The 16,490-nt window shown below is 62.7% G+C and carries 13 protein-coding genes and 2 tRNA genes; 13 read left to right on the top strand and 2 right to left on the bottom strand.

Annotated elements, in window-relative coordinates; genetic code table 11:
- Nucleotides 1-10: 10 nt before the first annotated feature.
- From pyrF to LVD10_RS11390, 5 genes are all read left to right on the top strand, one after another.
- Entirely contained in the window at nucleotides 11-715 is a 705-nt protein-coding gene (gene pyrF, locus LVD10_RS11410) for an orotidine-5'-phosphate decarboxylase (protein ID WP_232941755.1), read from the top strand.
- Nucleotides 716-838: 123 nt separating this feature from the next.
- On the top strand, nucleotides 839-1,159 hold the full coding sequence (locus LVD10_RS11405) for a ComEA family DNA-binding protein (protein ID WP_232941756.1): 321 nt from the start codon (nucleotides 839-841) through the stop codon (nucleotides 1,157-1,159).
- Between the two features lie 95 nt (nucleotides 1,160-1,254).
- On the top strand, nucleotides 1,255-1,974 hold the full coding sequence (locus LVD10_RS11400) for an NAD-dependent epimerase/dehydratase family protein (RefSeq protein ID WP_237063711.1): 720 nt from the start codon (nucleotides 1,255-1,257) through the stop codon (nucleotides 1,972-1,974).
- Nucleotides 1,971-2,861: an MraY family glycosyltransferase gene (locus tag LVD10_RS11395; RefSeq protein WP_237063709.1), complete on the top strand. Its 891-nt coding sequence runs from the start codon at nucleotides 1,971-1,973 to the stop codon at nucleotides 2,859-2,861. The genes LVD10_RS11400 and LVD10_RS11395 overlap by 4 nt, the downstream gene beginning before the upstream one ends.
- Nucleotides 2,862-2,978: 117 nt before the next feature.
- On the top strand, nucleotides 2,979-4,928 hold the full coding sequence (locus LVD10_RS11390) for a polysaccharide biosynthesis protein (RefSeq protein ID WP_237063707.1): 1,950 nt from the start codon (nucleotides 2,979-2,981) through the stop codon (nucleotides 4,926-4,928).
- A 634-nt stretch (nucleotides 4,929-5,562) separates the two neighbouring features.
- Here LVD10_RS11390 and LVD10_RS11385 read toward each other — a convergent pair.
- Nucleotides 5,563-5,638 (bottom strand) — tRNA-Asn (locus tag LVD10_RS11385).
- 258 nt (nucleotides 5,639-5,896) lie between these two features.
- Between LVD10_RS11385 and uvrB the strand changes: the two genes are divergently transcribed.
- A complete protein-coding gene (uvrB, locus tag LVD10_RS11380) occupies nucleotides 5,897-7,903 on the top strand; it encodes an excinuclease ABC subunit UvrB (protein ID WP_237063705.1) in 2,007 nt (668 codons plus the stop codon).
- Between the two features lie 14 nt (nucleotides 7,904-7,917).
- On the opposite strand, the gene LVD10_RS11375 is transcribed toward uvrB, so the two are convergent.
- Nucleotides 7,918-8,961 carry a DMT family transporter gene (locus LVD10_RS11375; protein ID WP_232941763.1) on the bottom strand — a complete coding sequence of 348 codons (1,044 nt, stop codon included), beginning with the start codon at nucleotides 8,959-8,961 and terminating at the stop codon, nucleotides 7,918-7,920.
- A 232-nt stretch (nucleotides 8,962-9,193) separates the two neighbouring features.
- Between LVD10_RS11375 and LVD10_RS11370 the strand changes: the two genes are divergently transcribed.
- The 7 genes from LVD10_RS11370 to pheT all read left to right on the top strand — a co-directional run bounded on the left by LVD10_RS11370 (nucleotide 9,194) and on the right by pheT (nucleotide 16,389).
- Nucleotides 9,194-9,270: transfer RNA gene (locus LVD10_RS11370), tRNA-Val, on the top strand.
- Nucleotides 9,271-9,404: 134 nt separating this feature from the next.
- Nucleotides 9,405-11,345 carry a threonine--tRNA ligase gene (gene thrS / locus LVD10_RS11365; RefSeq protein WP_237063704.1) on the top strand — a complete coding sequence of 647 codons (1,941 nt, stop codon included), beginning with the start codon at nucleotides 9,405-9,407 and terminating at the stop codon, nucleotides 11,343-11,345.
- A gap of 12 nt (nucleotides 11,346-11,357) precedes the next feature.
- Nucleotides 11,358-11,912 carry a translation initiation factor IF-3 gene (gene infC, locus LVD10_RS11360; RefSeq protein WP_255701187.1) on the top strand — a complete coding sequence of 185 codons (555 nt, stop codon included), beginning with the start codon at nucleotides 11,358-11,360 and terminating at the stop codon, nucleotides 11,910-11,912.
- Nucleotides 11,913-12,050: 138 nt separating this feature from the next.
- Nucleotides 12,051-12,245, top strand: coding sequence for a 50S ribosomal protein L35 (gene rpmI / locus LVD10_RS11355; RefSeq protein ID WP_091508623.1), 195 nt, complete (start codon nucleotides 12,051-12,053; stop codon nucleotides 12,243-12,245).
- Nucleotides 12,246-12,281: 36 nt separating this feature from the next.
- Nucleotides 12,282-12,641 carry a 50S ribosomal protein L20 gene (gene rplT / locus LVD10_RS11350; RefSeq protein ID WP_073271297.1) on the top strand — a complete coding sequence of 120 codons (360 nt, stop codon included), beginning with the start codon at nucleotides 12,282-12,284 and terminating at the stop codon, nucleotides 12,639-12,641.
- Nucleotides 12,642-12,889: 248 nt separating this feature from the next.
- Complete coding sequence (pheS, locus tag LVD10_RS11345; RefSeq protein WP_232941767.1) at nucleotides 12,890-13,903, top strand: phenylalanine--tRNA ligase subunit alpha; 1,014 nt, start codon at nucleotides 12,890-12,892, stop codon at nucleotides 13,901-13,903.
- Between the two features lie 110 nt (nucleotides 13,904-14,013).
- Nucleotides 14,014-16,389 carry a phenylalanine--tRNA ligase subunit beta gene (gene pheT / locus LVD10_RS11340; RefSeq protein ID WP_237063702.1) on the top strand — a complete coding sequence of 792 codons (2,376 nt, stop codon included), beginning with the start codon at nucleotides 14,014-14,016 and terminating at the stop codon, nucleotides 16,387-16,389.
- The last annotated feature ends 101 nt before the right edge of the window (nucleotides 16,390-16,490 follow it).

Here is a 16,490-nt window from a genome sequence, read left to right as displayed (position 1 = left end):
AGGTAAGACATTGCAATCCCAGGTTTCTTCTCCCGTTATCGTCGCTCTCGACTACAACAACGCCGACCAGGCCCTGGCCATGGCGGACCAGCTGGATCCGGGCCTGTGCCGGGTCAAGGTGGGTAAAGAGCTGTTCACGGCAGCGGGACCGGAACTGGTGCGGGCGCTGGTGGGGCGCGGCTTTGAAGTCTTCCTCGATCTCAAATTCCACGATATCCCCAACACGGTAGCCGGTGCAGTGCGCGCGGCCGCCGACCTGGGTGTCTGGATGGTCAATGTCCATGCCAGCGGTGGCAGCCGTATGATGCGGGCCGCCATGGAGGCCATCGCCCCGCTGGGAGAGAAGCGGCCACTGCTGATCGGGGTGACAGTCCTTACCAGCACCGCCCCGGAAGAGCTGCCGGAGATCGGTGTCGAGCGACCGCTGCAGGAACAGGTTGAGGCACTGGCGAAGCTGGCGCAGGAGAGCGGCCTGGACGGCGTCGTGTGCTCGGCCCGTGAGGCCGGGGCCTTGAAGAAGCTCTGCGGAAAAGAGTTTGCGCTGGTGACCCCGGGCATTCGCCCCAGTGGTGCCGCTGCCGGCGACCAGCGTCGAATCGTCACCCCCCGCGACGCCCTCGATGGTGGCTCCGACTACCTGGTAATCGGCCGGCCGATTACCGCTGCCGAACAACCACTCGAAGCCCTTAAAGCAATACTCAAGGAAATTCAATAACCGTGTAAGCGCGTGTAATCAGGTTGCCCCCAAAGTTACCGGGAGAGCTGGTAGAGTCTGGCGTGTCCGGAGTCAAAGGCAGTCCCGGCGTCAAGGAGACCAATAAACGCTTGGAGGCACGATATGAAACTGATCCGTATCCCGTTGCTCGCACTTTTTGCAGTATTTGTCCTGGTCTACGGCTCGAGCTATGCCGTCGCAGACGAGGTGGCCGGCGATAAAGAGGCCGATGTGGCCGCGATGGCGGCGAGCACAATCAACATCAACCAGTCCACCGCGGAAGATATCGCCGCGGTGCTGGAGGGCGTTGGCCCGGTACGTGCAGAAATGATCATCAAATACCGGGAGGAAAACGGTCCTTTTACCTCGGTGGAGCAGCTGCTGGAGATAAAGGGGATCGGCACGGCGACTCTTGATAAGAATCGCGACAAAATTACGCTCTGAATTCGCTTTTGCGGTAGCTGTCGGTGTTTAAGTCAGAACTTTTCGACTAAGGTGGCCCGCAGTTCGAGTGAACAACAATTAAACGAAGTAACTAAATGAGTCGTTGGGTCATTATCGGGGGCACCGGTTATATCGGTGCGGCACTCTGCCACCAGCTGGCCGAATCAGGGCTGCCGGTGGTGTCCGTCTCCCGCGCGCCGCAAGGAAACCCCTGCTGTGCGGGCAATGCCCTCTACACCCATCAATCCATTTCCCTGAGCCCGGGCACTGACCCGGGTTTTGTGTTTCAGCCCGGCGACCGGGTCATTTACGCCGCGGGCCTGGCGGATCGCCGCCAGTGCGAGCGCCAGCCAGGCCTGGCGCGCTGGCTCAACAGCGATTGCCCGCTCATCCTGCTGCAGGCCGCCGATGCCCGGGGGGCAGAGTCGTTTACCTACCTCTCCAGCGTCAAGGCCATGCGGCCGCCCCGGGGCGTGCTGGCAGATGAGGGCGCGGGGGAGCCGGCAGGTGACGCCTACGGGCGCAGCAAGTGGGATGGCGAGCGGCAGTTGCTTAACTTTAAGGCGGGCTCCCCGCTGAACAATATTCGCTCAAGAGCTGTCTACGGAGTTAGTGACGGCCGAGGGACAGCATTTAGCTCCCGTCGCCTCACCAGGCTGGTTCCCGGTCCGTTCGGGGCGCCGCGCGCATTGCCGCAGATGCGTGCCCTGCTTGAGCTGGATGCCAGTGAGCTCTATAGTGCGGCGCGCCTGCGCCGGGCACTGGCCTGGAAGGCGGAGCGACGATATAGCCAGTATTCGCGAGGTAACCTGTGACAGAGTGGATGGCGGAGTGGTGGCTGCCGCTGGCCCTGGCTGCAGTGGCCAGTTACGCGGTGACGGCGTTGATGCTGTCAGGAACCACGCGGCTTGCCATGGATGTGCCCAATCACCGCTCGATGCACGAGGCCCCGGTGCTGCGGACCGGCGGCTGGGCATTGCTGGTGGGGTGCGCGCTGGCGATTGGTGTGGCTCCCGTGGCACTGTCACCACTGGTTGCTGCTGCCTTCGGGGGGCTGTTGCTGATTTCGGTGATCGACGACTTCCGCCATGTCTCCGCGGCAATTCGCCTGCCGGTACATGTCATGGCGGTGGCACTGATTTTGCTGGATCTACACGCTGCACTTGCCTGGTGGTGGTACCCGCTTTTGCTGCTGGCGGGCGTGTGGATGGTGAACCTCTACAACTTTATGGATGGGATCGATGGACTGGCCGGCAGTATGGCCGCCATCGGTTTTGGCTGCCTGGGCCTGCTGTGTGCCTGGCGCGCCGACTGGGGGTTGGCGGGCCTTTGTACAATTATCTTGGTTGTGGCACTGGTATTCCTGCGCTTTAACTGGCCACCGGCAACGATTTTCCTGGGGGATGCAGGTTCCACCTGTTTCGGCCTCGCTGTCGTGGCGGTGTCGCTGTTCGGTTGGCAGCGCGGTACTTTCGGCCTGCTGGCGCCGATCGTGGTTTTTGCCCCCTTCTGGGTGGATGCCACGCTTACGCTGGCCCGGCGGATGCTCAATGGCCAGCGCTGGTGGGAAGCGCATCGTGAGCACCTGTACCAACGTAGCGCACTGCGGATTGGGGTCCGCAAAACCCTCCACCGCCAGGTGGCCGCCATGCTGGCCGCGGCGCTATTCGCCCTGGGTCTGGCGATGCTGGGGCTGGCGTAGTCCATCAATGGTGAAAGCCTGCGAGGCTGTTCCCATGGTGGTGGGATTGATTAAGAAGAATGAAAAGGGCCCTGGTTATTACCGGGTATAGGGGGAAAGCTTGGAGCTGACAGACAAGTGAAGCGTTTATTGCGATCGGTACACAAAAACTACAAGCCGGCGTTGATGCTCCTGCACGATCTGGTGATGCTCAGTGTTGCTTTCATGGCGGCCATGTCGATCCGCCTGAGCGGGGTGGAATGGGCATTCGAGAGTGAGATGCTGATCTGCCTCGGGCTGACCCTGGCATCGAGCAGCTTTATTTTCCTGCGCCTCGGCCTCTACCGAACCGTTATCCGCTATATGGGCCAGCAGGCGCTGGTGGCCGTGCTGCAGGGGGTGACGGCCTCCGCGGTAGTACTGGCGGTTGCTTCCTACCTGACTTATGCCGGTGTGCCGCGCTCGGTACCGGTGATTTACTGGTGTTTCGCCCTGATTGCCGTGGGTGGGTCCCGCTGGCTGGTCCGTGTTTACTACCAGATGGCGATGGAGATCCATAAAACCCGCGTGGCCATTTATGGTGCGGGCACTGCCGGTCTGCAGCTGTACAAGGCACTGGTCCACGGCGAAATTTACAAGCCAGTGGCATTCTTTGACGATAATGCCTCCAAGCAGAAGACGCTGATCGACGGCGTACTGGTCTATAACCCGGCGAATATCCTCGATGTGGTAGCGGAGCGCGATATCTCCGAAGTGCTGCTGGCCATGCCCGGCGTGCCCAAGCGCCGCCGTCGCGAGATCACCCGGGCGCTGCGTGAGCGCGGGCTGGTGGTCAAGGTGATCCCGGGCCTCGAGGAGCTGGTTGATGGCGCCGGCCGCAGTTCCGACCTGTCGCAGATTTACGAGAACGTGCTGGGGCGCGCACCGGTGGAGCCGGAGAGTTCGCTGATCGCCTCCTCGATCAGTGGCAAGGTGGTGCTGGTAACCGGAGCCGGTGGCTCGATTGGCTCGGAATTGTGCCGGCAGATCGCCCACTGGCGGCCCGCGCACCTGGTCATGCTGGAGAACTCCGAGTATTCGCTCTACCAGATCGAGCGCGAGCTCTACCAGCAACAGCAGGACGAGGGCGACCCGATCATGGTTACGGCCCTGCTGGGTGATGTGCGCGACCGCGGCCGCATGGCCGAGATCATCGACAGCTTTTCCGTCCAGACCATCTACCACGCGGCGGCCTACAAGCATGTCCCGCTGGTTGAGCAGAACGTGGTTCTGGGCACGGACAACAACGTGCTGGGCACCCTGTCGGTGCTTGAGGCGGCGGAGGCATGCGGTGTGGAGCAGTTCGTACTGGTATCCACCGACAAGGCCGTGCGGCCCACGAATGTGATGGGGGCCACCAAGCGGCTGGCGGAACTGATCTGCCAGGATTTTGGCCGTCGCTTCAGCAGGACACGTATCTGTATGGTCCGGTTCGGTAACGTGCTGGGCTCTTCCGGCTCGGTTATCCCGCTGTTTACCGACCAGATCAATGCCGGCGGGCCGGTGACGGTCACCCATCCCAAGGTAACGCGCTATTTCATGACCATTCCCGAGGCCGCGCAGCTGGTCCTGCAGGCCGGGAGTATGGGGCGCAATGGCGATGTATTCGTGCTCGATATGGGTGAGCCGGTGCGCATCTACGACCTGGCCCGCCGCCTGATCCAGATCATGGGACATACCGTGCGGGATGAGGAAAACACGGAAGGTGATATCGAGATCCAGATCACCGGCCTGCGCCCGGGCGAGAAACTCTATGAGGAATTGCTGCTGGGTGACAGCGTGTCCGGCACCGACCACCCCATGATCATGCGGGCTGAAGAGGAGCGCCTCGACAGCGAGCAGTTGCAGGCACTGATCGCCGATATGCGCGATGCCTGCAACCGCTATGACTGCACCGAGGTTCATCAGCTGCTGCAGCGCGCGGTCCGGGATTACAACCCGAGGCACAGCATGGTGGATGTGGTGTGGTCCAGGCAGCAGGGCGAGGCGCCGGTAACGAAGGGTGCCGAGGTGAAGTTGCTGCCGGTCAGTGGTGAGGCGGTGAAATAGGGCGGGTTGCCCACAGTCAGCTTCCAGGATTTACGAAAGCCTCCCGGTGGGAACCGGGAGGCTTTTTTATGGGTCCCCTGGCCCCTGGCGGGAGCACACGAGGTGCGCCCCTACGGTGAATCTGGGGCTGCGCTGCAGGCGGGTAGGGTGCAGTGAACGCAGCGCATCGCGCGGATTCCGGGTGCGGTGCATTTCGCAGTGCTCAATGCACCCTACAAGTCGGGCCCTGCCGTAATCTTGTAAACCCTTTCTTCCCTGGTGCCGCTTGTAGGGGCGCACCTTGTGTGCGCCCGGGGGCGTATCGGGCTCCTCCGGCCACCAATCACAGATTGGCGGCGTTCGGCTGCGTGCGACGTGTCCGTCGCCAACGCTTGCCTCACCCAACTGGGCTCTTCTCGCCCAGCAGATAGTTGAAGGCCAAATAGTAAAAAGGCCCCTCAACTCTCGCTGAGGGGCCGCTGTCTATTTTTGGCTCCTCCGGCCGCCAATCATAGATTGGCGTCGTTCGGCTGCGTGCGACGTGTCCGTCGCAAACACTTGCCTCACCCAACTGGGCTCTTCTCGCCCAGCGCATACTTGAAGGCCAAATACGAGAAAGGCCCCTCAACTCTCGCTGAGGGGCCTTTCTCGTATTTGGCTCCGCCTGCTGGGCTCGAACCAGCGACCCATTGATTAACAGTCAATTGCTCTACCAACTGAGCTAAGGCGGAATATCTTGTCGGCCGTGCCGTTCAGATGGCGCGTATAGTATAGACGCCCCCCGGGTAGGTCAACCCCTTTTTTGCACTTTAACTTATTGATTTACCAGTATTTTAATTTTGACACCGGATTGTACAAAAACACGGCAGGATGGTGGTCAGGCGCTCAGTTCGACCATCATCGTAGATCCTGGCGCGGGGATTTGTGGCCGGCGAGTGGCTCGGCCTACAATCCGGGATTGCTTTAACAAGGTTCAGGCGAAGTAGTTTATGGAATCGCGTCCGTTTCAGGTTGTTTCTAAATACGAGCCCGCGGGGGACCAGCCGGTCGCTATCGACAGCCTGGTGGAGGGCATCGGCGACGGTCTCAGCCACCAGACCCTGCTGGGTGTGACCGGGTCCGGTAAGACATTCACCATGGCCAACATCGTCGAGCGCCTGCAGCGTCCCGCCATCGTGATGGCCCACAACAAGACCCTGGCGGCGCAGCTGTATGGCGAGTTCAAGGAGTTCTTCCCCAAGAACGCGGTGGAGTACTTCGTCTCCTACTACGACTACTACCAGCCGGAAGCCTATGTGCCGTCCTCCGACACCTTTATCGAGAAGGATGCCTCGGTCAACGAGCATATCGAGCAGATGCGGCTGTCCGCCACCAAGGCACTGATCGAGCGCCGGGATGTGATCGTGGTGGCAACGGTATCGGCCATCTACGGCCTGGGTGACCCGGACAAGTACCTGAAGATGGTGCTGCACCTGGACCGGGGCGACCTCGTGGACCAGCGCACCATCCTGCGCCGGCTGGCGGAGCTGCAGTACACCCGCAATGACACCGACTTCCGTCGCGCCACCTACCGGGTGCGGGGTGACGTGATCGATATCTACCCCGCGGACTCGGACCTGGAGGCGGTGCGCCTGTCCCTGTTCGACGAGGAGATCGAGGAGATCACGCTGTTCGATCCGCTGACCGGGGAAGTGTTCAAGAAGGTCCCGCGTATCACCATCTTCCCCAAGTCCCACTATGTGACGCCCAGGGAAACCATTGTCAGCGCCATCGACCAGATCAAGGAAGAGCTGCGGGTGCGCCTCAAGCAGCTGCGGGACAACGACAAGCTGCTCGAGGCCCAGCGCCTGGAGCAACGCACCAAGTACGACCTGGAGATGATGCAGGAACTGGGCTACTGCAACGGCGTCGAGAACTATTCCCGCTACCTGTCCGGGCGCGATTCCGGCCAGCCGCCGCCCACGCTGTTCGACTACCTGCCGCACGATGCCCTGCTGTTTATCGACGAAAGCCATGTCACCGTGCCGCAGATCGGCGGCATGTACCGGGGCGACCGCTCGCGCAAGGAAACACTGGTGGAGTACGGCTTCCGCCTGCCGTCGGCGCTCGATAACCGGCCGCTGAAATTTGAGGAGTGGGAGCACCTGGCGCCGCAGACCGTATTCGTCTCGGCCACGCCCGGGCCCTACGAGGCGGAGCATGCGCAGGCGGTGGTGGAGCAGGTGGTGCGCCCCACCGGCCTGGTGGACCCGGTGGTGGAGGTGCGGCCGGCATCGACCCAGGTGGACGACTGCCTTTCCGAGATCCGCCGTTGCGCCGAGGCGGAGCAGCGGGTGCTGATTACCGTGCTGACCAAGCGCATGGCCGAGGACCTGACCGAATACCTGAGCGAGAACGGCGTGCGGGTGCGCTACCTGCACTCGGATATCGACACCGTGGAGCGGGTGGAGATTATTCGCGACCTGCGTATTGGTGAGTTCGATGTGCTGGTGGGCATTAACCTGCTGCGGGAAGGCCTGGATATGCCCGAGGTGTCGCTGGTGGCGATTTTCGATGCGGACAAGGAGGGCTTCCTGCGTTCCGACCGCTCCCTGATCCAGACCATTGGTCGCGCCGCCCGGAACCTGCAGGGCAGGGCGATCCTCTATGCCGACAAGGTCACCGACTCGATGCAGCGCGCGCTGGACGAGACCGAGCGCCGCCGCGAGAAGCAGCTCGCCCACAACGCGGAGCACGGCATCACGCCGCAGGGTATCCGCAAGAGTGTCGCCGATATCATGGAAGGCGCCATCGCCCCCGGGGTGCCCAGGGGGCGGCGCAAGGTGGCCGAAGGCAAGGGCAAGTACAAGGCCGGGCCCGAGCCGCTGTCGGACAAGGAGAAGTGGGCCAGGATCGAGGAGCTGGAAGAGCAGATGTACCAGCACGCCAAGAACCTGGAGTTCGAGTCCGCCGCGCGGCTGCGCGACGAGATCACTGCCCTGAAAGAGGCCGGTTGATCCGGGCGGGAGCGCTAGCCGGCGCTCCCGCGTCCCGGGTTCCCGCCTTCCGGTTTATTTTCCCCGGCCGCACTACCTGCAGTGGCCTTTTGCCTCGCCCCGGCGCTTGCCGGGCTGCTGCCGCTGCGGGATTTCAACAACAGCAGGCTGCCGATAATGATCGCCATGCCCAGCAGGTGCATGAGTGAGAAAGGTTCCCCCAGCACCCAGGCGGCCGCGACCAGGGTGACCACCGGCCCGGAACTGCCGATGGCGCCGGTACTGGCCGAGCCGATGCGCTCGATGGCGGCGCTCATCATCAGCGACGGTATCACCGTGCACAGGAAAGCCACCGCCAGGGCGTAGCCGTATACCTGCCACGGTTGTGCCAGCCTGTCCCAGCTCCCCTGTACCAGGAAATGAATGGCGATGGCGCCACTGGCCGCCAGCATGGCCAGGGCGGTGAACTGCCGGCTGCCGAGCCTGCGGATCGGTGCCTCGCTGAAAGTCACATAGAGCGCAAAGCAGAAAGCCGCGCCCAGGGTCAGCAGCGCGCCCCAGCTGGTGGCGCCCAGGCCGGTCCAGCCCGGCACGGCCTCGCCGGTGGAAAACTGCTGATCCTGCCAGTAAATCAACAGGATGCCGGCGTAGGCGCCGAGAATGCACAGCAGCTGGCGCGGTTCGACCGGCTTGCCCAGCACCCACCAGCCCAGTACCAGCACCATGGTGGGGTACAGGTAGATGATCAGGCGCTCGAAGTTGGCGCTGATGTAGCGCAACCCCTGCAGGTCCAGGAAGCTCGCCATGTAATAGGCGCAGATGCCCAGGGCGATGGTCAGCGCCAGGGTGTGCCCGGGCACTGGCTGCCACTGCCCGCGGGTGCGCAGGCTGGCCAGGATCGCCAGGTAAAAGGGCAGGGCCAGCAGCATGCGCAGCAGGATAAAAGTTTCCACGTCCACGCCGTGGCGGTAGGCCAGCTTGATAAAGATGGCCTTGATCGAAAACAGTGCCGCGGCCAGGAGGGCGAGGGCATAGCCGTTGTCGAGCAGGTTGGGTCCTGTGGCTGGTCTGGCCGGCACGGCGGTTTCCTTGCGGGGTTGGATCGGGCCGGACATGCTACAGGTGATGTGCATGCAGCTACAGTAAGTGGCCATGCGGTGGGTATTTCCCGCAGCCCGGTAGCGGGAACCGTTTGCTGAATCGCGCGCCAGCTGGCGTAATAAATTTCTGGCATAAGTGTGTTGAAAAGCCCAAACCGTGGTGCTAAAGTTCGCGTCCTCTGCAGCGGGCACCCCCCGTTAGCAAGCCTCCAGACCCGTAGCTCAGTTGGTTAGAGCGCTGCCTTGACATGGCAGAGGTCAGCAGTTCAAATCTGCTCGGGTCTACCAGATTCTCTTCCCGGCGCCGAGGCGCCGGGTTTCCCTGGCCCACAGACAGGGCCAACTGCCCGCAAGGCAGACAGCCGACGGGCAGGTAATCACGCGGTCTTTCGTAGGGATCGCCACTGATAGAAGGACGTACAATGCCTGTTGTCACTCTTCCCGATGGTTCCCATCGCGTATTCTCTGACCCGGTTTCCGTACACGATGTTGCCGCCGATATCGGTCCCGGCCTGGCCAAGGCCGCGCTCGCCGGTGTTGTCGATGGCAAAGAGGTGGATACCAGTTATGTGATCCACCACGATACCCAGCTGGCCATTGTGACCGATCGCCAGCCGGAAGGGCTGGAGATCATCCGCCACTCCACCGCGCACCTGCTGGCCCAGGCGGTCAAGCAGCTGTACCCGGGCGCCCAGGTCACTATCGGCCCGGTGATCGAGGACGGCTTCTACTACGATTTCGCCTACGAGCGCCAGTTTACGCCGGAAGACCTGGAGAAGATCGAGAAGCGCATGGAGGAGCTGGCCAAGGAAGATATCCCGGTCAGCCGTCGCCTGATGCCCCGCGACGAGGCGGTGAAGCACTTCCGCGAAATCGGCGAGGAGTACAAGGCGCAGATTATTGCCGATATCCCCACCGACGAGGATATCTCCCTTTACCGCCAGGGCGACTTCGAAGACCTGTGCCGCGGGCCGCACGTGCCGTCCACCGGCAAGCTCAAGGCCTTCAAGCTGACCAAGGTGGCCGGTGCCTACTGGCGTGGTGACGCCAGCAACGAGATGCTGACCCGTGTCTACGGTACCGCCTGGGGCAACAAGAAAGACCTCAAGGCCTACCTGCACCGCATCGAGGAAGCCGAGAAGCGCGACCACCGCAAGCTGGCGAAGAAGTTCGATCTCTTCCATATTCAGGAAGAGGCACCGGGCATGGTGTTCTGGCACCCGAACGGCTGGACCATCTACAGCACCGTCGAGCAGTACATGCGCCAGCGCCAGCGCAAGGTGGGCTACAAAGAGATCAAGACCCCGCAGCTGGTGGACTTCAGCCTGTGGGAGAAGTCCGGCCACGCGGACAAGTTCGGTGACGACATGTTCTCGCTCACCAGCGAGGAGCGCCAGTTCGCGATCAAGCCGATGAACTGCCCCTGCCACGTGCAGGTGTTCAACCAGGGCCTGCGCAGCTACCGCGACCTGCCACTGCGCCTGGCGGAGTTCGGCTCCTGCCACCGCAGCGAGCCGTCCGGCTCCCTGCACGGCCTGATGCGGGTGCGCGGCTTCGTCCAGGACGATGGCCATATCTTCTGTACCGAGGACCAGATCCAGTCAGAAGTGTCCGATTTCATGGACCTGCTGCACTCCGTGTACCGGGATTTCGGCTTCGAGGAGGTGATTTACCGCCTCTCGACCCGCCCGGAGCAGCGCGTGGGTTCCGACGAGAGCTGGGACAAGGCCGAGAAGGCCCTGGCGCAGGCGCTGGACGAGGCCGGCCTGCCCTGGGAAGAGCTGCCGGGCGAGGGCGCCTTCTACGGGCCCAAGATCGAGTTCTCCCTGAAGGATTGCCTGGGCCGGGTGTGGCAGTGCGGCACCATCCAGGTGGACTTCTCCATGCCGGGCCGCTTGGACGCCCAGTATGTGGCGGAAGACGGTTCCCGCCAGACCCCGGTGATGCTGCACCGCGCCACCCTGGGGTCCTTCGAGCGCTTTATCGGTATCCTGATCGAGCACTACGAGGGGGCCTTCCCCACCTGGCTGGCACCCCAGCAGGTGGCGGTGATGAATATCACCGATCGCCAGGCCGATTACTGCCGTGACCTGGAGCAGCACCTGGGTGCCCTGAACTACCGTGCGGTCGCCGACTTGAGAAACGAGAAGATCGGTTTTAAAATCCGCGAGCACACATTACAGCGCGTTCCTTATCTGCTGGTGATCGGCGATAAGGAAGTAGAGAACCAGACGGTCGCCGTGCGGACGCGCAGCGGCGAGGACCTGGGAACCATGACTTTCGAGTCATTCCTGGAGATCCTCGAGCAGGACGTGAACCGCCGCGGCCGTACCTCTATTGAGGGCGAAGGTTCTGAGCACTGATTTCTTTGGTAACTGGAGACGATAGCTATTAAACGAGACAACAAGGGACGGTCCAAGAAGGCCCGCATTAATGATCAGATTGAGGCATCACAGGTACGCCTGATCGGCGCCGACGGCGAGCAGGTTGGCATTGTCACCCTCGAGGAAGCGCTGGAGAAAGCTCAGCAGGCCAATCTGGATCTCGTTGAAATTGCGCCGGACTCCGATCCGATAGTCTGTAAGATCATGGACTACGGTAAGCACATTTTTGAAGCCAAGAAGGCCAAAAATGCTGCCAAGAAGAAACAGAAGCAGCAGCAGATCAAAGAGATGAAGTTCCGCCCCGGTACCGATATCGGGGACTACCAGATCAAGCTGCGCAACCTGACCCGCTTCCTGGAAGCGGGTGACAAGGCGAAGATTTCCCTGCGCTTCCGCGGCCGCGAGATGGCCCACCAGGAGCTGGGGATGGAAATGATGCAGCGCATCGAGAAAGACCTCGAGGAGCTGGGCACGGTGGAGCAGCGGCCGAAGATGGAAGGCCGCCAGATGATCATGGTCATCGCACCGAGCAAAAAGAAGAAGTGAGTCGCGGCGGGTAACCGCCGGGCCTCCTCTCGGGAAGTGATTGGGCGACGGCTGCCTCCTCACTCCCGCAACGCCGCCGGCTCGCCGGCGGTTCTACGTTAAGCCTGTTCGCAGGTACAATTACTTTTGGAGTACAAAATGCCGAAAGCAAAGACCCATAGTGGCGCCGCCAAGCGCTTCAAGAAGACGGCTGCGGGCTACAAGCACAAGCACGCCAACAAGAGCCACATCCTCACCAAGATGACCACCAAGCGTAAGCGTCAGCTGCGCGGCACCACGACTATGAACAAGTCTGATGCCACCCTGGTCGATCGTATGCTGCGCGCCAAGTAATTGGCCCATCGCTAACAGGTTTAAGAGGATAGAGTTATGGCCCGTGTTAAACGTGGTGTAGAGGCGCGTCGTCGTCACAAGAAAATTCTGAAGCAGGCCAAGGGTTACTACGGTGCGCGTTCGCGCGTATTCCGCGTAGCCAAGCAGGCGGTGATCAAGGCCGGCCAGTACGCTTACCGTGACCGTCGTGTCAAGAAGCGTAACTTCCGCGCCCTGTGGATCACTCGTATCAACGCCCAGTCCCGTTCCGAGGGCCTGAGCTACAGCCGCCTGATTGCCGGCCTGAAAAAGGCTGACATCGCCCTGGACCGTCGTGTCCTGGCCGACCTGGCTGTATACGACAAAGCCGCTTTTGCTGCCGTAGTGGAAAAAGCCAAGGCAGCCCTGGCAGCTTAAGTAGCGTCTTTGAAAATAAGACGAGGGTACTGAAAGGATCGCATTGCGATCTTCCAGGTACCCGACAAAGTAGGGGAGGGCTGTTATGGCCCTCCCCTATTTTTTTGCCGGCTGATCTCCACTGGTGAGTACCAGGCCGGCGAGATTGTCCACATACATGGATATAATCACCCGCGCGTCGCCTATCCTTCACGGGGCGCAGGGCAGTTGCTTACGAAGAAAAATTGAAGTCAAACGGGAACGATTCAATGCAAGATTTGCAGTCCCTCACCGAACAGGCGCTGGACGCCGTGGCCAAGGCTGAAGACCTGGCCGGGCTGGACCAGGTGCGCGTCGATTACCTGGGCAAGAAGGGCCAGCTGACCGCGCTGCTGAAGGGCCTGGGCAAGCTTTCCGCCGAGGAACGCCCCGCCGCCGGTGCCAAGATCAACGAGGCCAAGCAGCAGGTGCAGGAGCAGATCAACGCCCGCCGCGCTGCGCTGGAAGAGGCCGCCATCAATGCCAAGCTGGCCGCCGAGACCATCGACGTGACCCTGCCGGGCCGCGGTGAAGAGCCCGGCAACGCCCACCCGGTAACCCGTACCCTGCGCCGCATCGAGAAACTGTTCGTGCGCCTGGGCTTTGCCGTGGAAGAGGGCCCGGAGATCGAGGACGACTACCACAACTTCGAGGCGCTCAATATTCCCGCGCACCACCCGGCGCGGGCGATGCACGACACCTTTTACATCGACCCGTCCACCGTGCTGCGCACCCACACCTCTCCGGTGCAGATCCGCACCATGGAGAAGGCGGCGCCGCCGATCCGTATTATCTGCCCGGGCCGCGTCTATCGCTGCGACTCGGACGTGACCCACTCCCCCATGTTCCACCAGGTGGAAGGCCTGGTGGTGGACAAGGGCGTCAGCTTCGCGCACCTGAAAGGCTGCGTGGACCAGTTCCTGAAGGCCTTTTTCGAGGCCGACGTCCCGGTGCGTTTCCGCCCGTCCTACTTCCCGTTCACCGAGCCCTCCGCCGAGGTGGACATCCAGTGCACCGCCTGTGGCGGCGAGGGCTGCCGCGTCTGCTCCGGCACCGGCTGGCTGGAAGTCATGGGCTGCGGCATGGTGCACCCGAACGTATTCGCCTCCTGCAACATCGACAGCGACGAGTACACCGGCTTTGCCTTCGGCATGGGCGTGGAGCGCCTGGCCATGCTGCGCTACGGCGTCAACGACCTGCGCCTGTTCTTCGACAACGACCTGCGCTTCCTCAAGCAGTTCTGACCGGGGCTTTACTCCCGGCCCACCCGTAGGAGCGGCCGCTGGCCGCGACCAGAGATCGGGAACCAGAACGAAGAACAGACAGCAAAACAGAATTCGGACAGAGAACGACTATGAAATTCAGCAATGCATGGCTGCGGGAATGGGTAAACCCGCAACTCTCCGCGCAGGAACTGGCCGACCAGGTCACCATGGCCGGCCTGGAAGTGGACGGCATCGAGCCGGTGGCCGGGGACTTCACCGGCGTGGTGGTGGGCGAGATCCTCGCCTGCGAACAGCACCCGGACGCCGACAAACTGCGGGTCTGCACCGTGGCCGGCCACCCCGAGGGCGAAATGCAGGTGGTGTGCGGCGCCCCCAATGCCCGCGCCGGCATCAAGATCCCGTTCGCGCTGGTGGGCGCCAAGCTGCCCGGCGACTTCAAGATCAAGAAAGCCAAGCTCCGCGGTGTGGAGAGCTTCGGCATGCTGTGTGCCCAGACCGAGCTGGAACTGGGTGAAGACAGCGACGGCATCTGGGAGCTGGCCGCCGATGCCCCCACCGGCACCGACCTGCGGGAATACCTGCAACTGGACGACGTGGCCATCGAGGTGGACCTGACCCCCAACCGTTCCGACTGCCTGGGGATCGCCGGTATCGCCCGCGAAGTGGGCGTACTCAACCGCTGCCCGGTCGAGGGCCCGGCCATCGAGCCGGTGGCCGCCACCATCGACGAAAGCCTGCCTGTGTCCCTGATGGCCGGCGATGCCTGCCCGCGCTACGTGGGCCGGGTGATCCGCAATATCGACGTGAGCGCCACCACCCCGCTGTGGATGCAGGAACGCCTGCGCCGCGCCGGCCTGCGCAGCATCGACCCGGTGGTGGATGTCACCAACTACGTCCTGCTGGAGCTGGGCCAGCCCATGCACGCCTTCGACCTGGCCAAGCTGGACGGCGGCATCAAGGTACGCATGGCAGAGCAGGGCGAAAAACTGACCCTGCTGGACGGCCAGGAAGTGACCCTGAACGACGGCACCCTGCTGATCACCGACGACAGCAAGCCGCTGGCCATGGCCGGCATCATGGGGGGCGAGGAGTCTTCCGTTACCGGCCAGACCCGCGACATCTTCCTGGAGAGCGCCTTCTTCAGCCCGCTGGCCATCGCCGGCAAGGCCCGTTCCTACGGCCTGCACACCGACTCCTCGCACCGCTTCGAGCGCGGCGTGGACTACCGCCTGCAGGAGAAAGCCGTTGAGCGCGCCACGCAGCTGCTGCTGGACATCGTCGGCGGCGAGCCGGGCCCGGTACACCTGCGTGAACTGAACGACGCCATGCCCGCCGAGCGCCACATTACCCTGCGCCGCGCGCGGGTCGAGAGCGGCCTGGGCGTACAGATCGCCGATGACGAGATCATCGATATCCTCACCCGCCTGGGCCTGGAGAAGATCGACCAGGACGACGCCGGCTGGACCTTCCTGGCCCCCAGCTTCCGCTTCGACCTGGCCATCGAGGCCGACCTGCTGGAAGAGCTGGCGCGGGTGTACGGCTACAACCGCATCCCCAGCATCAGCTTCAGTGCCGCGCTGGATATCCTGCCCGAGCACGAGGTGGAGCTGGACGGCACCGCCCTGGAGCAGACTCTGCTGGCCCGTGGCTACCACGAGGCCATCACCTTCAGCTTTATCGATCGCGAGTCCGCGGCCCTGTTCGACCCGAAGGCCGAGCCGGTGGCACTGCAGAATCCGATCAGCGCCGACCTGGCGGTAATGCGCACCTCGCTGATCCCGGGCCTGTGCAAGGCACTGCAATACAACCTGAACCGCCAGCAGGAGCGCGTGCGCCTGTTCGAGACCGGCCTGCGGTTCGTGCCCGGCACCGACCTGCAGCAGCAGCCGATGCTCGCCGGCCTGGTCTACGGCACCCGCCAGGCGGAGAGCTGGACCGGCGGCAAGGACTGGGTGGACTTCTACGATATCAAGGCCGATGTCGAGGCCCTGCTGGCCGAGACCAACGCCGCCGACGAGTTCCGCTTCGTGGCCGGTGAGCACCCGGCGCTGCACCCGGGGCAGTGTGCCCGCATCCTGCGCGGCGACCGCGAAGTGGGCGTGCTGGGGGCCCTGCACCCGCAGCTGCAGAAGCAGCTGGACCTGCCCAAGGCAGCCTTCGTGTTCGAGCTGGACCTGGACGCCATCGGCGAGGCCCGTCTGCCGGCATTCAACCCGCTGTCACGCTTCCCGGCCGTGCGCCGCGACCTGGCCCTGCTGATCGACGCCGATGTTCAGGCCGCCAATCTGGTGGAAACCGCTGCCGAGACCGCCGGCGAAATGTTGACGGACCTCAAGATTTTTGACGTCTATCAAGGCGAAGGCATTGATTTCAATAGAAAAAGTGTCGCTATGGGCTTGACCTTTCAGCATCCGTCGCGCACCCTTAATGACGAAGAAATCACTGCCGCGGTTGACGCAGTGGTTAAGCAGCTAGAACAAAAATATAACGCCAGCTTGCGCTGACCCCCGGCTCCGCTCGGGGTGCAAGCGGTTTAGCCCGGTGGTACTACGGGTTAAGGCACCCCGAGAGCGTCAGCTCCCGGGTTGAAAGCCGCCGCGGTTTG

Source organism: Microbulbifer zhoushanensis, from assembly GCF_021729055.1.
Taxonomy (GTDB): domain Bacteria; phylum Pseudomonadota; class Gammaproteobacteria; order Pseudomonadales; family Cellvibrionaceae; genus Microbulbifer; species Microbulbifer zhoushanensis.
The sequence above is the reverse complement of the archived record's forward strand: the minus strand, read 5'-3'. Positions and strand labels throughout refer to the sequence as shown.